At 35.1% G+C, this 19,804-nt stretch carries 13 protein-coding genes; 2 read left to right on the forward strand and 11 right to left on the reverse strand.

Annotation, left to right across the window (positions count from 1 at the left end; genetic code table 11):
* Positions 1 to 545: 545 nt before the first annotated feature.
* The 6 genes from IW20_RS18930 to IW20_RS18955 form a co-directional block, all read right to left on the reverse strand.
* Positions 546 to 1,394: a tetratricopeptide repeat protein gene (locus IW20_RS18930; RefSeq protein WP_035626043.1), complete on the reverse strand. Its 849-nt coding sequence runs from the start codon at positions 1,392 to 1,394 to the stop codon at positions 546 to 548.
* An 87-nt stretch (positions 1,395 to 1,481) separates the two neighbouring features.
* Positions 1,482 to 3,143: a hypothetical protein gene (locus IW20_RS18935; RefSeq protein WP_123869492.1), complete on the reverse strand. Its 1,662-nt coding sequence runs from the start codon at positions 3,141 to 3,143 to the stop codon at positions 1,482 to 1,484.
* Positions 3,140 to 4,732, reverse strand: coding sequence for a hypothetical protein (locus tag IW20_RS18940; protein ID WP_035626048.1), 1,593 nt, complete (start codon positions 4,730 to 4,732; stop codon positions 3,140 to 3,142). Before IW20_RS18940 ends, IW20_RS18935 begins: the two co-directional genes overlap by 4 nt.
* A 106-nt stretch (positions 4,733 to 4,838) precedes the next feature.
* Positions 4,839 to 5,765: a hypothetical protein gene (locus IW20_RS18945; protein ID WP_035626050.1), complete on the reverse strand. Its 927-nt coding sequence runs from the start codon at positions 5,763 to 5,765 to the stop codon at positions 4,839 to 4,841.
* 209 nt (positions 5,766 to 5,974) lie between these two features.
* Positions 5,975 to 7,654 carry a hypothetical protein gene (locus IW20_RS18950; RefSeq protein WP_205625918.1) on the reverse strand — a complete coding sequence of 560 codons (1,680 nt, stop codon included), beginning with the start codon at positions 7,652 to 7,654 and terminating at the stop codon, positions 5,975 to 5,977.
* Positions 7,655 to 7,666: 12 nt separating this feature from the next.
* Entirely contained in the window at positions 7,667 to 11,443 is a 3,777-nt protein-coding gene (locus IW20_RS18955) for an SEC-C metal-binding domain-containing protein (RefSeq protein WP_035626051.1), read from the reverse strand.
* Positions 11,444 to 11,937: 494 nt separating this feature from the next.
* On the opposite strand from IW20_RS18955, the gene IW20_RS18960 reads away from it, so the two are divergent.
* Together IW20_RS18960 and IW20_RS18965 are read left to right on the forward strand one after the other, a co-directional pair.
* A complete protein-coding gene (locus IW20_RS18960; RefSeq protein WP_165571460.1) occupies positions 11,938 to 14,553 on the forward strand; it encodes a COR domain-containing protein in 2,616 nt (871 codons plus the stop codon).
* 73 nt (positions 14,554 to 14,626) lie between these two features.
* Complete coding sequence (locus IW20_RS18965) at positions 14,627 to 16,012, forward strand: hypothetical protein (RefSeq protein ID WP_035626054.1); 1,386 nt, start codon at positions 14,627 to 14,629, stop codon at positions 16,010 to 16,012.
* A gap of 244 nt (positions 16,013 to 16,256) precedes the next feature.
* On the opposite strand, the gene IW20_RS18970 is transcribed toward IW20_RS18965, so the two are convergent.
* Genes IW20_RS18970 through IW20_RS18990 form a run of 5 tightly spaced genes read right to left on the reverse strand, consistent with a single transcriptional unit; the run spans position 16,257 to position 19,666 of the window.
* The gene (locus tag IW20_RS18970) at positions 16,257 to 17,060 is read right to left on the reverse strand and encodes a PRTRC system ThiF family protein (protein WP_035626057.1); all 804 of its coding nucleotides are present in this window, start codon (positions 17,058 to 17,060) and stop codon (positions 16,257 to 16,259) included.
* Complete coding sequence (locus IW20_RS18975; protein WP_035626059.1) at positions 17,057 to 17,773, reverse strand: PRTRC system protein B; 717 nt, start codon at positions 17,771 to 17,773, stop codon at positions 17,057 to 17,059. Before IW20_RS18975 ends, IW20_RS18970 begins: the two co-directional genes overlap by 4 nt.
* Complete coding sequence (locus IW20_RS18980; protein WP_051885972.1) at positions 17,770 to 18,864, reverse strand: hypothetical protein; 1,095 nt, start codon at positions 18,862 to 18,864, stop codon at positions 17,770 to 17,772. Before IW20_RS18980 ends, IW20_RS18975 begins: the two co-directional genes overlap by 4 nt.
* A gap of 56 nt (positions 18,865 to 18,920) precedes the next feature.
* The gene (locus IW20_RS18985; protein WP_035626061.1) at positions 18,921 to 19,139 is read right to left on the reverse strand and encodes a PRTRC system protein C; all 219 of its coding nucleotides are present in this window, start codon (positions 19,137 to 19,139) and stop codon (positions 18,921 to 18,923) included.
* Positions 19,133 to 19,666, reverse strand: a complete 534-nt coding sequence (locus IW20_RS18990; RefSeq protein WP_035626062.1) for a PRTRC system protein E — start codon at positions 19,664 to 19,666, stop codon at positions 19,133 to 19,135. Before IW20_RS18990 ends, IW20_RS18985 begins: the two co-directional genes overlap by 7 nt.
* Between the last annotated feature and the right edge of the window lie 138 nt (positions 19,667 to 19,804).

Here is a 19,804-nt window from a genome sequence, read left to right on the forward strand (position 1 = left end):
CTTCCTTCTATATTGGTTAATTGATCTCTTTTGCGGATACCGCCTGTCGTATCCCAACATATAAAACATTGCTGCCGGTATTCTTGTTTCGGGTAGGAACCGTGCGTAAATTTGATTTTAATATTCCCCCGATTCAAATCATGCAGATCTCCCAAATCTGTGCAGTGTCAAACAGATTCCACCTCAAACCAATACAGGCAGCTGCCTTATTTTTTATTGAGATTTTCAAACATTTTCTTTAAAAAAGAATCTGATAAGATATTAGTCTAATAATTATTGATATCAGGAAGTTTATTTATGTTGAAACTAAAGGTTTCGGCTTGAGAGATTACCTCGTCTGCCAGCTGATCAAAATTTGCTTTTAGTATGTTGCTTTCCAATTTTTTATATTTATTTCAGATCATGAATGCTTTTGAGCTATTTCAAGGAAAGCATATCAGATCTGATAATTAAAAATCAGAACAATATTGACAAATATATACTAATGCTAAAAGAAAGCTTTATTTTTAAAGTTGGGGATCAGGTATATAATGGTTAGCCATAAGTCATTTAGAATTTTTAAATTTCTTAAAATAACTTAAAATCTTTTTATTCTGATAAAGATCTTTATTTCTCTCCCAATACGCATATGCTTCCTGAACTGAACGTGTGGTGATACCGGTATCAAAGTTTGGTTCGCCCGGAATCCTGTAAGGAAGCGGCTTTACATGCTTGGTTTTGATTACTTCATCGATAAAGAAAGTATTGGTCCGGACAGCTTCCTCCAAATGCTGATCTGCAAGCTTCAAATTATCATTCAGAATATGTACTGCAACTGTTCCAAATTTAAATTCAATTGTAAAATCATCTGGATATTGCTTTAATAGCTCAGCTGCTTGTTTGTAATCATTTAAAGCAAAGAAGGTCTCCAACAGGAGATATCGGATACCCTGATGATCTTCCTGGTTTAAAGCTAGGTTTAACCTGTAGATTTCAACCGCTTCGGAATATTTTTTATGGTACTGCAGCTCAAGTCCCCAATTTTGGCACGCCCTTAAAAAAGGTCTGTTATCAGACATAGGCCATATCAGTTTGTCTTTTTTTAGGTTAAATGCTTTGGGAATACATCCCATCCCCAGATTAAATGCTTTCTCAGCAGTCAACAGACTTTCAAATGTTTTTTTCTGATTGCGATATGCAATGCTGAGATGAACATAAGCATCGATATAATAAGGATGTTCTAAAATCAGTTTTTTTAGATTTTTTTCGGCAATAAGGTCAATATCATCCAGATATTCAATAGCTTCCCAAAATTCATCACTGACTATTTCATTAGTAATGGATGGGGGATATACAAATTCCCAGGTATTGCCATACTGTTTCTGAACTATTGGTTTTTCGAATGTTTTGATCATAGTTATGTATTTTGTTCTCTTGAGTTTGGTTTTAAAATACCCAAGAACTGATATCTTTAAGCCGTTACACTTTAAATAATGTAAGCTCTAAGTTAAGAATTCCCTCCAATAAACCGGTAGTGGATTAGCGCGGAAATGTCTTGAGGATAAATAACCTAAATAATAGAAATAGCTCGAAAAGATAGAGAATTTTTTTTCTTCACAAAATAATGTTTTTTCTTCAAGCATTTCTTCTCTGTATTTTTCAAAAGCATTATACAGAGTTATAGAACATTTTGTATGTCCGCTTTTTCTGCTCATATTTTCAGTAAATAAAAAGTCTTCCGATGTCGATTCTGGAAACCAGATCTGGAGATCTATTTCAGGATAATTTTCAGAGACTAATTTCCTAACCAAATCATATAGTTCAGGTTCATTTAAAATTACACACCATTCGGCCAGCAGAGGGATAAGCATTGATGAATGAGTTTCTGAAATTTGATTTCCCAAGTGTATCTCTGCAAGTTCCTCGTAATCGGTTCTAAATAAAGGAATGAAACCTCTTAGTCTAAAGCAGTCATTGAATCCGATTATTAAAGTGGCGATCCAATTTTTTGCAAACTCCAATTCATTTGCCTTGCGTAGAAGAATCAGCGCTAATGATATTTCTATCAAATGTTCATCATACTCAGGATATTTTGAAGGCGGATTGTTTATAATTAAATGTTTTAATCCCACTACATATTCGTTTACATTTGATACACAAATATCCGCATAGTCGTTATTATTTATTCCATGCATGCGAGCCTCTGTTATTTCCGTTAAAGCTATAGAACTAAGAATGCCAATTTGTTCCCAGACGGTTAAGGAATATTCCAACTGGTTTCGGGAGTATACAAACAAAGAATGTTTAACATACAAATGTTCTCTGGTTTTTAGGAAATAATCACGTCCAATATTGATTTTAATGGAATGAATATCATAAAATTCATCTAAAGCATAATCATTTTTCAATAAATCATTTTCCCGCATCCAGTTCCATGTTAATAAAACAGTACGTTCGGAAGCTATTATGGCTTGCTTTAGATTTTTGGCATCTTTTGACCACTTGAAGATTACGCTGAAGCATACACGAACTATTCGAAGTGTTTTTAGGACAGTTTTTTTCCTGTCGGCTTTGCTTTCAAATAGCTTTTCTAGTAAAGAGTAATAATGACTGCAGTCATAATCTGCCAGATCAATAAAGGCAAGAGTTTTACGTAATAAGATTTTGAATTCATCGGGAAACAGTTGTTCTGCAAGCAGATGTTCGTCGATATGTGAGGCTATTTTATCTATGCTCCAAAAATCAAATTCGATTCTATCAGGCTTCGAATTTTCATCAACAAAGCCATTCCAATTGAATTGAACTGTCTGTTCCAGAACTCCATTTGTAGCTACAATGATTTTTTGAGGGAGTGCCTTTTGAGCTTTTGTAAGTATTCTAGGAATGTAAACATCTATGATCTCATTTAAGGTCTGTCTTATGGAGTTTGGATTGCTGTCCCACACGTTTCGAGTGAGATTTCCTTGTTTGACTGCAAACAAAAACACCTTTTTTATTCCGTCACTATCTATGCCGACTGCAGAAATATCAACTCCAAACTGCCTTCCTCTCTGAGGTTTGGAAATAGGAAGTATGTTCATGCTGAAGAGAAGATCTGTGAGCAATGAATCCAGTTCGCCATCCTCCTTAAGTAGCATCAAATATTCTTTTAAAACGAATTTCATATTTCTCTCTTATAGTTTCTGTATACGACCCTGATTTTTTCCTGTCCGATCGCATCTATAAATTCCCCTCTTGGAAATTCAGTGCTGTATTGGATCCGGGACATCTCTGTTTTTTCAGTGTATCGTTCTCCATGCTTGGAGAACATTCCTTTACCTGTCCTGAGCTGAACAGTCCGGCACATGTTTAAAAAAGAATTTCTACTCTCTGATGTTTCTTTATGTTTAATCTGAAATCCCTTTTGATGAATGCTGTTATATATTTTGAGCCTTCTATCAGATGGATTGAATTCATTAATTAAATCGAGTTGATTTATTTTTTCATAATAATTTTGATTGAATTGAATTATTTCATCTATTACTTTCTTCACTTTTTTTGGTGAATTCTTTTTCTCAGCTTCAAGATATTCAATAGTTGAAGGATAATTAAATACGATATATTGATTGAAAATTGCGGTTAGATAAGTGACACATTGCTCATCATTGATTTTTACTTTTAGAATGGAAAAAATAGTGGAACGAATGAGCTCCTTTAAATAAAGAAAGCCAACAATTTTCGCCACTATAAACTCAATGTCTTGATAACTAAGTTGAAAGATGTAATCATGATCTAACTCTAAATCCGTGAACTGGTAATGAGGTAATTCCATTAGTATTTTGCTGACGGCTTCATGTAAAACTGCATAATCGCTATTAAGCCATGTACTAACCATTTTTTTAAAATGACCAGCATTTTTTTCGTGGAACTGTTCAAGAGTATCTGCAAATTTTAGGATTCCACTTGCTCTTTTTTCACCTGCTAATAACCATTCTTTCAGAAACTTTTCTATTAATTCAGGATGGTTTGTTCCAAGTTTTGGAAACACTCCGTAATTTAACTGATTTATAATTCCATGATAACTAGAATCGATAATTGTAAGATTAGAAAGGATTATCTTAAATAATTTAAAATTTGCATCGAGATCAAGTTCATAATTAAGAAGTCTTGTAATTTGAAACAGAACGTCCTCTGAGTCTGATTTCGATAATAATACCAGATATTCATCCGCTTCGTATATAATCTTAATAAATTTTCCCAGTACTCGAACTATCTGACTAAAAAATACAGTTTTATTATTTTCAATATCTGCCTTAAGCTCAGTGTAAAGCAAATCTCTTATGTCTGAATATTGATTTAATTCCTCCACTGTTAGAGTTGCCAGAAAAGCGTAACCCTGATTTTTCAGAAGTTCCGAATTGTTCTTTAATAAAAATTCCACTTCCACAAATTTATTGATACTCCTTTCTGATTTAATCAAGCCGCTTAAAGTGGCGGGAATCAAGGACAGGATTTGTAAATTTTCGCTTGTTTTAATTATAGTATAAAGTTCCAATCCTTTGCTAGGCTGAAATTCACAAAACTTATTTACCGCGTCATATATTTGATAAGATAGCGCGTTATTTTCAATCTGTTTGAAAATTATAGGCAGTAGAATAAAAAACTCCTCCACATTGATGTCTTCATTATGCAGATTGTTGCAGAATGAACGGTATTGACTCCAAAAAGTATTTGTATGTAATGAATTCTCCAAATCTAATAAAATTGTACTCATACATTTTCTTTAAAATAATTAGTGTTTAGGAATGTTTTTTATTTTATAAAGAGATTATCTTATATTTTAAACCGGAAATAAAACTTGGAATTACTAGCATTTCTTCCTAGTCCTCATATAATTTGTATTCATAATCCCAATCATCAAAATCATTGATATTTATTTTTAATAAGTTTGGTTTAAATGAATTTTCATTCAATAGGTGGTAAAACAGTTTCATAAATGCGGGATGGTCTTCTATTTTGTCTAAGTCAATCATGTTGATGATTAGTTCCCTGTCGTTAATTTTTTCTGGTACTTGTCTCCCGCTGTACTCTTCACTGAAAATTCTTAAGAAAAATCCATTTTTCAGTTCCTTATGTAGCTTTTCAGAAATGTGACCTTTAAATTCAAAGACATTTTTATAAAGCGGTAAGACATTTTTGATTTCGTCATTAGAGAAGTCTTCTAAAAGAAAAGCAGGGCAGTTTTGTACGGTGCTGATTGGGCTATGATATTTAATTAGCTCCTCATATAAATGTGTTTTTATGTCTCCGGGTATTAGAAAGCTTTTCCAAATACTGGTTTTGCAGCTGATGCAAATTTTTATCTTATCCAAATTTCTGGCAGCGAGAGCCATTTCGCTTAATTCAAGTGAGAAATTTGGATCAGCACTTTCATCAATTGCATCAATAAAGATTAAGATGTCTCTATTTAAAAATCGCCCAAGATTGTCGAGTTTTTTTAGGACCACATCACTCTCATTCCTGCTTGAAAAGATGCCATTCAAATCCTGAGTAATATGTTCTAAAGGTGATTTAGTGAGTAACGCTGCATTGTAAAAGAAAACAAATTTATCTACCAGGTTTTGAAGCGCCAGCGAGCACATGACATTTGTCTTTCCCAATCCTGTTGTGCGCTGTGTTTTTCCGAGCCGTATAGAAAATGACTTTTCCAGCACGATTTCCGACGTATTGAAACCTAGGTTTTCTAAGTATGGCAATAATAGCTTACCTCTTATTTCTTCCTCATTCATTAAAATATTTTCTGTCATTTAGGCCTATTGGTTTCCGGAAGAGGTTAATATTTTGGAATTTTTTTTCTAAGGGTATTTCTTTTAAAAAGAAAAGAATTATAAAAATAATCGATTGTAACGGAATTTACAAACATTAAAACACGTTAGTGCTTATTAAGTTCAAAAGATAAATTAATTCCATTTAAAAAAGAGGCAGCTTCATATTATTCATTTGAATACTTTTATAATTATGGTTGTTGCTCTTGATCTGTGCTTTTTTGATTGCTATTTATTTCTTCTTCTTGAATATAATCATTCTTAATGAATAATTTGTCTAATGTAGTAAGCGTATAGATCGATTTTATAAAAATATCTCGTGCTACTTCACTATAATTATCTTTTGTAATGCCGAAATAGTTCATAGCTTTTTTACATGCTTTATTTGAATTGCTAAAAGTATGGGCTAACAAGCCGGAACGTAGATCATATATGTTTCTAAGGAATATAATCATATCAGGAATTTCGATTTCAGCAGCTTTTAGAAACTTTTCTAATTTTGTTATTCCTCTGTCATTTTTCTCCAAATTAATATTCTTTTGAATCTCTGCTTCATTTAATCTATCAACGGTTAGCTTTATAATTGATAGCATTTGCTCACTAAAAGCTTTCACATTATTATTAGGAGGAATATGTAAAGAGGTGAATATGTGCTGGTCCTCGGCTGCTAAGTCTTTATAAAGTTTCCATCCGAATTTCTTTTCCCAATCATTATTAAATTTTACATACAAATGCTTAAAAAGTAAATCAGGTGTTTCTGGCTGTTGGACCCAATTACCTTCAATCATGGTTTTATAGTAAGTGGAACTGATTCCTTTTTGCGGAGGAATATTATATTGTTTCCAGTGTAATTGTTCCTTATGTGGTAATGATGAAAGTTCTACTAAAAATACAGCGACATAATCATCGATATTATTATCAATTTTTAAAGAAAAAAAACTGCAGCTTACGCGCCATCCGTCTACTTTGTACTTTGAAGGCTCATTATAATATTTGTTGAGAACTTCTTTCTTGAAGTAGGTAGTTATAAAATACTTGTCATTGGTTTTCTTGCAATCCAGAAGTTTTTCATTTCCATCTTCGTCATACCCAATTATAAAGGATTCATATTTATTTTCTTCATAATCAAAATGGTAGCTTTTTATTTTATCAGGGTCAAAACGAAAAATCGTTTTACCTGAAATCCAGCTTTGCTTTTTTCCTACATCAATAAAATCGATTGATCTTATCAAATGATTATAGCAACTTTTGTCCGTTTTGAAATCTTCATCAATTGGTGTGATGCCAAAATCCGAAAAGTTAATTTTGGCTGTTCTCATGAAATCAAAGACCACAGAGAAGTGAACTTTCCGGATAGAGATGTATTCTTTTAGATATTTAAGTTTAAGTTTGACTTTCTCTGAACTTATATTTATTACTTCTATTAGCTCCCCAAGGTCATCAATAAAGTAATAGCTGCGATTTTGTTTGTTATGCCCTTTTTCATAAAGTTTGAAATAATTTACAAAGTCTTCACATACATCGGTATATTGATCTGAGCCATCACTGAAAATAAAATGTTTACGGAAAAGAAAGGGTTCAAAGCCTTCTTCTGAATATTTTTGATAAGTGCACTGGGAATCTTTGCCTATACCGCCGAATACTGCAGGTGAGCCCTCAGAGCCAGGTGAAATAACCCAATTTCTATCACTAAGATACTCTTCTATTTTTTCGTCATGTACTATGCAGCAGTATATAAGTGTCTCATCATTATCATCTTGATGCTCACTTTGATATATTGTTATCCAGCCATCTTTTACAAATGATTTTTCAATCTCCGTAATCCTGTCTTTTAATAAAAATTCATCCTTATCCATTGTTGATTTTCCCATAATTTTCAATCCTTAAATTTCTGCATTTTCGAGTGCTAGTAAACCATCTTTTTCAATGTCGTAAATCGTTATAAAAGGCAACGGTAAACTGTCTTTCTTTAGATGAGGTGTCAGCATATTTTCCTGAGTAACAAAAATTGATTTTATACTGTAGCTACTGATGTCAATTCCATATTTTTTACTTACAATATCTTTATTATTTTCAAGCCATTCGTGTCTTCTCATATGTTTTCCAATCCATCCCAGCGTATTATCACTGCCAAAAAGTTTGTCAACTTCCTCAATCATTTCTTTAATATTTCTGCTAGGAGACATGCTTTTACATTCAAGGCTGTATAGGACTTTTTTGGACTGGTCTATAATCATAACGTCGATATCACCAATGAGTGTTTCATTTTTTAAATCATGTTTCGGTCCTATATAAACATCAGTATAAAGATGGTCTTTCAAATCTATTGCATGAACCACCCTTTTCACTAAAGCATCGCCTCTTTCCTGAGCAAATTTGCCTAGTGCGGACTTAATTTTGCTGTCTTCAAAAACCCGGAGACGGTCCGAAGTACATTGATCCATTAGGTATGACCTGCTATCAAGGATAGCCCTAGGACCCCAATAAGCAATTTTTTCTTTTCCATCTTCTACGATAATTAGGGGTTTTCGAAGTAATGACAGCATACGGTTAAACCTCCATGGCATAATATCTATGAAATCATATCCTTTCGGAAGCTTTTCAAGTTTTCCTCTTTTGGTAAGTGCCAGATAACTGACAACGCTATCAAACTCTTTTGGATCAAAATTATCTGTAATATATTTGTTTACTTCAGAACGCAGCTTTGTCAGTTTAAATGATCCATATGGGGTAGATAGTTGAAAAGCAATTTCTGCAAGTGCCCCCATAAAAACTAATATTCGTTCCATTGAGACGCCGAAGTCTCCCAAAAATGCTCTATTTAGATTTTCCGGAATACCTCTTCCGCTTTCCTCTTTGAGCTGTGGAAAGACGTCAGCGAAAGTTTCTACAGCATCTTGCACATTTTCTGAAATTTTTGCCTGATTATATGGGTCATATACCTCCTTAAGCCTGTTTTTATCAGAAGCTATCCTGCCTGTTTCCAGCACACCCATTCGGATATCAAAAAGTTCATAATGTATCTGATCGCCTATGGAGCCCCAGTCGACAATCTGATCCATTATGCCCATCAGCTCGTCTATTGCCGCAACAGAAACCATATTGGTTCCTTTATAAGGTTCTGCCGCAATATGCTCGATCAAAGATCGAACTGCTATGGTACTTCTATTGTTTCTCCCCAGGTCAAGCATCAGGTTTTCGCAATGTTCTTCAACAGAGACATAGCAGGCGATTATGGTAGGTGTATGTATTCTTAGAAACTCCCGTTTTCTTATAAGGCTTTCATTTAGTCCAAGGAGTCTTTGGAGAAGTATTGTCGAATCATACAGCGCAAGTTTTTCTCGTAATAGAGGCAGTAGTGCCTTTTGGATAATATTATTTGTTAGTTTATTTTTCTCCTCTTTGGTAACAAGTTCCCCAGGTGAAGGACAGTCTGAAGCAAGTCTTGGTACGATCTGGTCAAGAACCAGACCTATATCATATTTTTGTATATGCCTAAAGGGCTGTAGATTACTTGGATCTAGCAGGAGGTTGTCGCTTGTGTCCAATATAAAAATTTTCTTTTTCATTCCAAGGGGCACATCCTTTTCTATAATATAAGCAATTTCTTCACTTTTAATTTCTGTCTGTCCGTTATTTAAAAGCAGTAAGTTAAATCCTTTCAGAAGCGTTTCTACCAAAACTCGCTCTCCTTGGTTATCTGAACCATAAAGATAAGGAAGAAGTTCTGTCGGTATCGTAATGGATACCTCGGATAACGAAGCTGTGTATTTAAACTTATCTGCAAGCCCTTCTTGTCTTTCATAATTTCGATCAATTGTTTCAAAACTTGCCTCATTGTCAAAAATATAGCTGACTGTTAGTGGAGACTCTGCGTCAAGGTTTTTAAGATGAACGCTTAGAGACGAGCAAATCTGCCAGAGCCAGTAGGCAAATGCTCCATTAAATTCCCAGTACATATGTCTTAGTTCTCTGCTTAGACCATTCAATTCACTTGCAGGCATTACCCAGATTCCTTGGGGATAACCTTCGATATAAAATTGTAACAGCGATGTGTAAAGGCTCGCTGGGCTGAGGTAGATCGGGGTATGAACCTCGGCTTTCTCAACTATTACGAAAGCTTTTCGTCCATTAATATTCTGGCGCACTGCGTGATTGTCAATTTTTAGGATTGATTGTTTATAAAGCTCCTGCGAAAATCCAACTGGTACAGGAAAACCGAATTCAGGTATATCGGAATGGAACGACTCATTCCTGTCACGGTAGAGTTTAAACTTATCTAGCACTGAAAAGGAAATAAAAGTAAAACGTTCCCTGTTTGCATAGTTTGTTAATGCAAACTTCCATAGATCAAGAGCGTCACAATCTTTCAAATTTGATAAGACATTAAATTCAAAAAGAGGAATATTCAATGAAACAACGTGGTTAATGGCCCGCTCACTATATGCAAATCCTCTGCCAATAGGAGAGATTAGCACAAGGTCCAATATCTTGTAAGTACTATATCGCGAATCGGCAAGAATTTCACCTATTATTTTTTCTTTAGTTGATATGTTTATACTTGTAAGAGAATTAGCAAAATTAGGCTGTTGTTTATAGTTAGTGCCATCGTCAAATACATACTGAATAAACGCAATCTTATCATCATCAAAACGATAAAGACCTGATTTTTCAGGCAGTATTGTACCGACTGGAATTTCAGCATCATCCATGTAATCAAAGTGCATCCTGGTGAGTTGCTGCTGTAAGGAATTCCATAAGAGGTCATGATATGCTCCGCTGACTTTACATATATTTCTAAAATAATCAGATAGCCACCAAATGTAATGGGCTAGTGCGAAGCTTATCGTGGTTGGTGATATTATAAGATATTGATCTTGAAAAGAGAGCAAAGGTTTATATATAAGTGGATTTTCTTCCTGCGTATGGTCAAAATTATCAGATGAAAGATCAATTAGAAAAGCATCTAATGCGCGTTTATCAATATCATTCTCGGAAAGAACAGTCTCCATTTCACCGCGGGACAGTATAAGAGAATCTTTTATGGTCTGAAGTTTTTCTGTAGGAGGGAAAAAGATAGCATTATCATCAGCTGTACCCTGCTCATATCTTAGAAATCCGTTTTTCTTTGCTATTGTATTAGAAAGATTTAAAAGTAGCTTAGTAACTTGAAAGCTATTCTCTTTTACCTGGTCAGCGATATTTGAATCTGGCCATATGAAAAGCGCAGTAAGGAGATTGGATAATACAAATGTGCCATTTTCGGTAATTCCTGGAAAAACAACGTTATTTCCATTATGAAAAGTTATAGAATCAGTAAAGAGGTTGACTGGTATTTCCTCAAAAGAATGATCTGGAAAGTTTTCTGATACGTAGTTATTTAGGATTTCATATGGCACTGTTTCAGCATTTGTGTTGAAATTTTGCAGCGCCATAAGGGTTAATTCTTCAAAACGAACATTTTTGCCATGATTTTCAGGCATTATAGAAAGTGCTGCGATTGAGTTTAGAAGATCAAAAGAATTGTATCTGCCAAAAAAAGGATGTAGCGGCAGCACTTTGGCAGCTGTTTTTCCTGAAGTATCCTTAAGATAGCAGCATTTTTTATATTTAATCTTGCTCCCGCAGTGGCAGGGGTCATTTCTGTTTATTTTTTTCATAATTGGTAATATTGATCTTTTCAAAGGAGATCATAATGAAACAATTTCTGTTTATTAAAAACCTTAAAGATAAGTATTCGGATCTACATGAAAGATAGTAGAAACACCTATTTTCCAGTTTAAAATCGTTTAGAAAAGATATCTGTAAATTATATTATTCTCGGATACAAGAGCTTTCAGCAATCTTTCTTGCTTAACTATGGCTCCACTTTTCACAACAATATTAGGAGATGCATAACAATTTTTATTAAATTTGAAACATTGGTCTAATCATGTTTCATAATACTGATTATTTCAATATTCCCTTTGTACTTATTGTTATGCAGATCTCAGGAAATAAGGGTATAATAAATATCGGAACAATTATTATATATTTAAACTTTATTTGATTTTATCTGGAAATGAATTTTACTAAGGGAGAGCAAACAGCCATAGATCGAATCGAGAATGTTCGAAATAACAAATTATTGTATTTAGATCTAAGAGGTTTAAATTTGAATAGAATACCTGTAGATATTAGTGATCTCTCTTATGTTTTGGATATAGATCTAAGCCATAATAATTTTTGGACATTTCCAAAAGAAATAGGCGTCTTGGAGAACCTCCAATATTTAAATTTCAGCTATAATAATTTAATTGATATTTATTTTGAATATGGACTGCAGTACAATATGCGGGAGCTAGACATTTCAAACAATCTATTAAATTTCGTGCCTGATGAGCTGGACTATCTGAATAATGAAGTAAACATTTTTTTTAAAAATAATCCCTTTCTTGGCAACCTTCCTCCTGAACTTATCGAAAATGACAATTTATCCTATATAAGGTTTTACCAGGATTCCCTACGTACAGCTGAAAATAAAACTAGACTGTTTGAAACAAAGATTTTGCTGGTAGGACGAGGTGATGTGGGAAAAACAACAATTCTTAATAAACTTGTGGACAAAGATTTTGTTGTTGAAATCGGCAAGGAAGCTTCCACACACGGAATAAATATAAAGAGTTATACCGAAAATGTGTTTTATCCGGCTTGTTATCCCCACTATAATAAAATAATAGATGGTGAAAACTTACATATCATGTTAGAAATCGATAAAGAAACTGAAGATATGGATGAAGATTTGAAAGACAGTGATCTTGAAATTTATGAATTTATCCATGTTGCAGATTACTATGATGGAATGGACATGCCGTTAGACCTGATAATTGGAAATGAACCTTGGATAGAATACGATTCGAAAATTCATTTTGAAAAAGAAATCAAAGTTAATGTTTGGGACTTTGGCGGGCAGGAGATGCTATATTCTACACATCAATTTTTTTTAACAAAACGATCTATATACATTTTTGTCTGGGATCCCCGGACAGATAATGACGAGGAAAACTTTGAATATTGGTTGAGTATTATTAATCGTCTGGGTAACGAAAGCCCCGTTATTGTTCTTATGAATAAATCCGATATTAGGATTAAAGTCATTGATGAAACCCTGCTGAAAAGTAAATTTAAAAATATCGTAGCATTTCATAATCTTTCATGTTCAGACAACAGCGGGTTTGAGTATTTGCTTAACCGGATCAACCTAGTGATATCGGAACAGAAACATATCGGAACGGAACTACCAAAGACCTGGAACTCTATCAGGGAAAACTTAAAAAATTCCAATAGGGATTATTTAACGCTTTCAGAATTCAAGCATTTTTTAAAGACTTCCGATCCTGAAGAAATAAATTATATCGCTGGATTTTTGTGTGATTTGGGAGACATAATTTATTTTGGGCAAGATTATGGTTTGAAGGATATTATTGTACTTAATCCTAATTGGCTTACTGCTGCGATATATGAACTGATCCATTCCCTCGAAATTCAGAAGTCAAAAGGCGCTTTTAACCTGGGTGAATTGTCAAGTTTGTTAGATTTAGAGTGTTATCCGGAAGAGAAGCATTTTCAAATAGTTACATTGATGGAAAAGTTTGAAATCTGCTTTCAAATTCTTGGTTCCCACAATAACTACATAATTCCTGTCCTACTTTCACCAACTCCGCCAGATTCCCTAAAGATTTCAGAATTTGATGTACCTGAAGCTTTGAAGTTTACCATCAAATACTCCTTTATGCCGTCGGGGGTAATTGAGCGTATCATTTGCCGTTTAAATTTTTACTTGGAAGGGGAAAATTACTGGAAATGCGGCGCTGTGTTTATCACTGAGGTTAGCAGGGGTATTATTCAGCTCGACAGGTTCAAAAAGACAATAAGTATTTCTGTTGTTGGAGGTCTACAAGCTGATTTATTTTCTATAATTAAACATGCTTTGGACATGATACACGCAGATTTAAAGCTAAGGGATATAGATTTTGAGGAACTTTACAGTTGTAATTGCAGTGAGTGTGCAGTTTCTGAAACTCCCACAACTTTTGCAAGGAAAGTTCTGCTCAAATTCATGGAGAAGGATAAAGAATTTATACAGTGTCAAAAAAGTATTGAGGACATCAAGATAAACAATATTTTAGCTGGTTTTAAATCTGTTAAAAATGAAAATTCCCTGGTACGAAAATTTATCGATGCAGCATCAAAATTGCAAAGCAGAAAGATGATGCTGTCAGGTTTCAATGAAAATAAGGTAAACATATACTATCAGGATCTTTTATATCCTCTGCTCAAATTAAAAAATATTTCTGCAAAAGAGCAATCCATGATGGGAGCATCCGCGTCATTAAAGGGTTTTGGACAAATTGATATGGCAGTCGAGGATGCCGATGGAATTCCAAAAAGTATATTTGAAGGTTTTTTCCTTTCAGGTCTGCATACTGACGTAATTAAAAAACACTTTGATAAAACGATTCAAAATTATGACGCGAATGGACTCCATGAAAAATATATGGGAATTTATTGCAAATCAGCAAGTTTCATCAATTTATTTAAAAACTATACAGAATATATTAAATCTTTTGCGGGTTCTTCCGTCCAGGATATTGAAATATTAGAGACATCGAATATTTCAAAATTTTATGTTCAAGGTAGTGAAATTAAGCTGCTCAGGACAGACTATAGAAGAAGCGGGCAGAAACTCCACCTGTACCACATTCTAATTAATATTTTTATTCCAGAGTAAAAATGCCAGTGCTGTCTTTTTAATTAAGAAAAGATTAAAACGTTTAGGTTGTATAAAAGTTAACATTACATATATGAAGGATTACTTCCAAAAGGACATTCCGGTACTTTTAAATTTTACAGATTATAAAGGGTTGCTAAATGGGTTTGCCCGCCATGAGGCCGACCAGACCCAATATGATGCAAGGCTGATTTATAATCAAAGAAAACCAGAAGAACTTCAGCTGACAATCTATTATAAATCAGCTGATTATTTGTATGAGAAATTGGATTTCCTTAGAAGTTCCGGTGTCAATATTCTTAATCTGATTTTTCCTGTAATTTCTGAACATGCGTGGGTGCATCCGGAGTTTTTCATATTTTCGAGAAGTTCGCTTATTGAACTGCAAGAAACCCATTATTTCGAACATGATAAAAAGACGCTGATACTCATCCTTGACAATTTAGACCTTTTTGAGAACGGAAGATATGCCATGGATGGGCGTTTCAGGCTAACGGAAAATGTTTTTCCACATCTAAGCAGTTATATCAGGTACGGCCAGTTGGGAAATTATGATCAGGGAGATAGATTTATCGATCGCAATGACAACAGATATACAAAATTTGGCATGGTTAATTTTGTACTGTCCTTTAATCATTCGTCCAAGTCAACTACATCAGTTAAAGATTTTGTGATTACCAGAGACGCTCACTTAAATATTAGGGATGAGAGTGGTCAGTTAAAAGATACTGAACTCTTAATCTTTGGAGAAGACTTATGCCTGCTAATGGCACTTTACTGGGAGAAAAATATTGATTTTTTTAATGCTGTCGTCAGGGTAAATGACAAGGAACATTATGCCAACAGAGAGGTCTTTAAATTATGTGAAGATAATTTTGATGCCTCTGAAGAATTTTATCTGAAAGAACAGTACTCTACATTTTACGACTTTGCCGAGTCCGTAAGTTTTGAAAACTTCCAAAAGCACAAAGAACTTCTGCAAGAGTCTGTACCTCGTCTGATTAGGATTAAGAATTTAGATGATATTTCTGCCTTTATGATTTTTTATAACGTAATAGAGAAATGCAGAAACTACTTTTTGGAAAATGCTATCCAAGGCAGTCCTTTTACGGTTAAGGAGGAATTTGAATTTACCCTTTCAAAGAGCAAGACCAATGATTTTATAAAAAATAAAATAAAAGAGATCGGGGAGATAGTTGCCCAATCAGATAAAGAGGAATTTGATTCGAAAGCCTCCTTAAAAGTGACATTCATTAAAAAGACTGGTTTGATCGATCAGTTTGAGAGTTTTATATCGCATCTGGATTTAGATTCGGGCAAATATGATTTAAAATTTGAAGAACTTATTAAAATCAGGAATCAGATTTATCATGGAAATGTGCCGGAAGTAGATGTTTCTTCATACAACCACGAGATGAAAAAACTGGTTTTGGATATTTTATTGAAGATCATTACCTGACATAAATCATTACAGTTTACCACACTTTATGAATCTTACAGAGCGTATAAAAAGAAATTGATTAAAGAATTTCCTAATTACTATCGAAATATTTTTGTCTAAGATTTTTCTTCAATCTTGAAAAAAAAACGCGCCCGCTTGCATGAACTGCCAATAAAGGCATGTTCTGTACAAGCGGGCGCATCCGATTAGAACGCCCCGCAATTGTCCCGACGAAGGAAGTGCAATTGTGGGGCGGCGGGCATCAGCCCACCAGTATCGGTTCTGATTTGAAATTACCCAAATTCAAAAAGAATCCTCTTTGAGCTGTCATGCCTTCACGGAATAGCCTCCAAAGTAATGAAGCCCCCATATTGGCTAGTGTCGCATTAATAAACAAATCTTGTTTTTCGAGTGCCTCGGCAAGGGAACAACTTGGTTCATTGTTTTCGGTCTGTGCTTCTAGCAGTTCTTTAAATTCATCGGTAACCATTGGAAGATTTGCCACAGTCCTGTATAGATTAGAAGTCGGTTGCCTAATTTCGCCAATAGTTGACAATAGGGCTTGTCCTGTATTTCGGGAATTACCAAGGTCAAGCCAATAGAGTGATTTGTTGCGTTCCCAACTGCTGTTTTCTGTACAGTCCTGTAACGCCTTTGCAATGTCAAATCGTGCCGAGACAGTATCTACACAACTGATATACATATTTGCCTTTCCTCGGTTGGGCAGGGATTTGAGATTTGCTGTAGAAAACTGCTCCGTTATGGCTTTCCAATTCGTACCAAAAAAACGATTGGTTCGGTTAATGAGTGCCACCGATTTGTACAAACCTACCTCTGCATCGGCAAAAAGCTGTCGCCCCTGATTGGCTTGGGTTATCCTATCATCATCGTATAAATTGACCTGCAGTCCTGTATGCCCTAAAGCCATAAGACTGTGGTTCATTCTTGCGAGTTCTGTGAGCATTCTGCTGCCTGTCCCTCCTGCACCAATAAGATTTATTGTAATTGGATTAGTTGGGTTTATTAGGTAATTATCTGTGTAATGCATGGGTTTTAGTGTGTTCATGACAGTAGTTTATTAAGGGTTAATCCATTTTTTATTAGCACTTTCATAGGGAACTTTTTTCGGGTATTCACAAGGCTTTGCCACAACTGAATGATGTTTCCTTTTACAGGACTTTTTTCGCTAATAAGGTGGCTGAAATAACTGTTGAAAAAATACTGCTCCCACAACTGAATAAATTCTTCCAATCCGCAATCTGCTTTAATATTGACTGAAACAGTCCCCATGCAAACCCTACCATCGGAGTATAGATTAAAATAGGGCGCATGGTATAAAGGGATACTTTCTGCAATAGCTGTAGTTCCGTCCAAAGCATATATCCAAAGCGTATTTTTAGAGGCTTTCCAAAGCAAAGGCGGTATTGATGCCTTACCGTTTGGAATCCCCAAACTTTCGACAAAAAACAAATCTACCTTTTGGGGTGGTGTATGCCAAATGGCGTATCCGTCATGGTCAGGATTGATATACAATACATTTTTAGGTAGTAGTCCTAAAGGTTTCAAAAAGTTGCGTTTAAGTTCGTCAGAAGTATCTAAGACATTGGCAAGTTGTGTACTTTCTTTTAGACTTAAGGGATGGGCGTTGGTGGGATAGCCATTTTTATCCATGTCATAGCTTTCCACATAAATAGTCTTATCAGACGAATTTTTCTGATAGACCACTAAGGCTTTTACAGGAGTGTACAATGTTCCGAATACTGCAGTTATATCTTTCATGGTATATGGTTTAAAAGGGTACATAGTTCATTAATCAAAGGGAAAATTCGGTATTCAAAATCAAGTGCTTTTTTTGATGGGTTGTTTTCACTATCATAGATTTGTTGTAGTGTAGGTTCTTCGATTTCCCCACATTCATTAAATTCATCATTCACCACACGGGCAATGTTCTCATAGAGCAAACCATCGGTGTCCGCTATAAAAGAGATGTATTGTTCTGCGTGTATGATACTATCATCCTGGTCAAATTCCTGATTTAGGGTATTTCTAAAAATGCTGGCATCGGGATAATCACTTAACAGGGCAAATGCTTTTTGTGCCACGTTTAGGCAATCCAGACCAAAAGAAGACGTTGGCTTGTAGGTATCGATTCGCTGTTTAAAAACATTCAGATGATAGGGATTGTATATTTTTCGTAGCATTATATCTCCATAGTACTTTGCCTCGTTAAATTCTGAAAATTCATTGTTTGCATCATCGCTCTCGCAATTTTCCAAATCATCTATCAACCATTCTTCCATACATTCATACTGATAAAATAGATAGGTATGATTCTCCCTGTAGTAGGGAATCCCCGCAATATGGTAGAGATATCCAAACACCGATAGCAGAAGTTCAACAGTTCGTTTCTGTTTTTTGTCCTGTAACAATCTGTACAAAGGAAGCACCGGAATGTAATACAGGGTTGTACCTGTATTATAACTATGGTTGGTTGTCAATTTCACGACTCCATCATCATCCTGCATAATGACAAGTTCAATAATATCCTGTCCTGATTTTTCAAGTTGTCTTTGAGCGTACTTATGTGCCAATAAGATATTATACGGATAGGGTTTGCGCTCTACTTCTAGCTGTTCGAATCCATATAATCCTGTCAGGATGTTCAACGAATCAAAAAATCTTTTTTCCGTTTCTTTTGAATTTGGCATTTCTTCTCCTTGTTCGAACAACGGTAAGAACTGGTGTTTTAGAAAACCATCGGTAACAGTTCCAAGGGTACTGACGTGGGTTTGTTGTTTTTGATTTCCTGTGCATCGGGCAAGCGGTTGGTGTTTTCTGCCCAAGCGCCTAATTGTTGGTATAGTTTGCATAGTTTTTTTGTTTTAGGCAATCTGATACTGCCTGTTATGGATTTCGTTTTCATGGTTTATCCTTTTGTTCCGATTTGTGATACAAATCTGTATTGTACGGCATCGTCATTTATTACAGGTCCTTCGATAGTTGCAGTAGTCAATATGGGATAGGTCTGCGCATAAAAGTTCAATACCGCTTCGGGACTGAATGAGGCGCACGGATCGGCAAGTTTAATATCCTGCTCTTTATCTTTAAATGAAAAGACTCTTCCTAATAGTGTGGCTGTTAACATGATTCTTCGGTATTAGGGTCGTTAAAAAGGTCAATGGGGAATTTATCGGAAAGTTCCGCTTTGCGTTTGTGAATGATGTCCTTATGTTCGGGATACAGGTTTGCTTGTGGTACTTTCATCCATGCTTCCTTGAATTTGCCTAGCGCTTCGAGTTCATCGGCTTTCTTCATGGCTTCTTCGTATTTCTTCTGCATTTCGGTTTTTTCCTTGCCCATCTTAAGGATGTTGTCCTTTTCCATTTGGGAGCTGATTTTTGCCTGTGCCGATTCTTTGAGGAACTGCTCCATATTGGCAAATAGCTGTGCCGTATCTTTTACAGGCTCTGCAATAGCTTCAAAAAATCCTGCATCCAATTCCTCGGCTGTGCCTTTAAGCAGTATGGGTGGTACTTTTTTACGGGCTTCATCGCCAATGGCATCATTAAAGAACAATACTGATACGATAAGCCTGTCGGCAGTTTCTTTGACTATGTTTATTTTCCAGTCGCCTGCAACTTGCAAGGCGATTAGGGATTGAAAGAAATTCATAATGTTGCGTTTTAAGTGGATAAAAAATAGGTACAGGCAGGTTGTGCCTGTACCTATTGGATTAGTTTAGCAATAATGCATCTGTGCCTTTTCTCGCAAAATCCATACACAAATTGAATGCGGACTGTGTGCGAAGCT

It is taken from the genome of Flavobacterium hydatis, assembly GCF_000737695.1.
Lineage (GTDB): Bacteria > Bacteroidota > Bacteroidia > Flavobacteriales > Flavobacteriaceae > Flavobacterium > Flavobacterium hydatis.

Excerpts from the sequence above, each read along its gene's own strand:
- IW20_RS18930 (WP_035626043.1), bottom strand. The coding sequence starts at position 1,394 with ATGATCAAAACATTCGAAAAACCAATAGTTCAGAAACAGTATGGCAAT.
- IW20_RS18935 (WP_123869492.1), bottom strand. The coding sequence starts at position 3,143 with ATGAAATTCGTTTTAAAAGAATATTTGATGCTACTTAAGGAGGATGGC.
- IW20_RS18940 (WP_035626048.1), bottom strand. The coding sequence starts at position 4,732 with ATGAGTACAATTTTATTAGATTTGGAGAATTCATTACATACAAATACT.
- IW20_RS18945 (WP_035626050.1), bottom strand. The coding sequence starts at position 5,765 with ATGACAGAAAATATTTTAATGAATGAGGAAGAAATAAGAGGTAAGCTA.
- IW20_RS18950 (WP_205625918.1), bottom strand. The coding sequence starts at position 7,654 with ATGGGAAAATCAACAATGGATAAGGATGAATTTTTATTAAAAGACAGG.
- IW20_RS18955 (WP_035626051.1), bottom strand. The coding sequence starts at position 11,443 with ATGAAAAAAATAAACAGAAATGACCCCTGCCACTGCGGGAGCAAGATT.
- IW20_RS18965 (WP_035626054.1), top strand. The coding sequence starts at position 14,627 with ATGAAGGATTACTTCCAAAAGGACATTCCGGTACTTTTAAATTTTACA.
- IW20_RS18970 (WP_035626057.1), bottom strand. The coding sequence starts at position 17,060 with ATGAACACACTAAAACCCATGCATTACACAGATAATTACCTAATAAAC.
- IW20_RS18975 (WP_035626059.1), bottom strand. The coding sequence starts at position 17,773 with ATGAAAGATATAACTGCAGTATTCGGAACATTGTACACTCCTGTAAAA.
- IW20_RS18980 (WP_051885972.1), bottom strand. The coding sequence starts at position 18,864 with ATGCAAACTATACCAACAATTAGGCGCTTGGGCAGAAAACACCAACCG.
- IW20_RS18985 (WP_035626061.1), bottom strand. The coding sequence starts at position 19,139 with ATGTTAACAGCCACACTATTAGGAAGAGTCTTTTCATTTAAAGATAAA.
- IW20_RS18990 (WP_035626062.1), bottom strand. The coding sequence starts at position 19,666 with ATGAATTTCTTTCAATCCCTAATCGCCTTGCAAGTTGCAGGCGACTGG.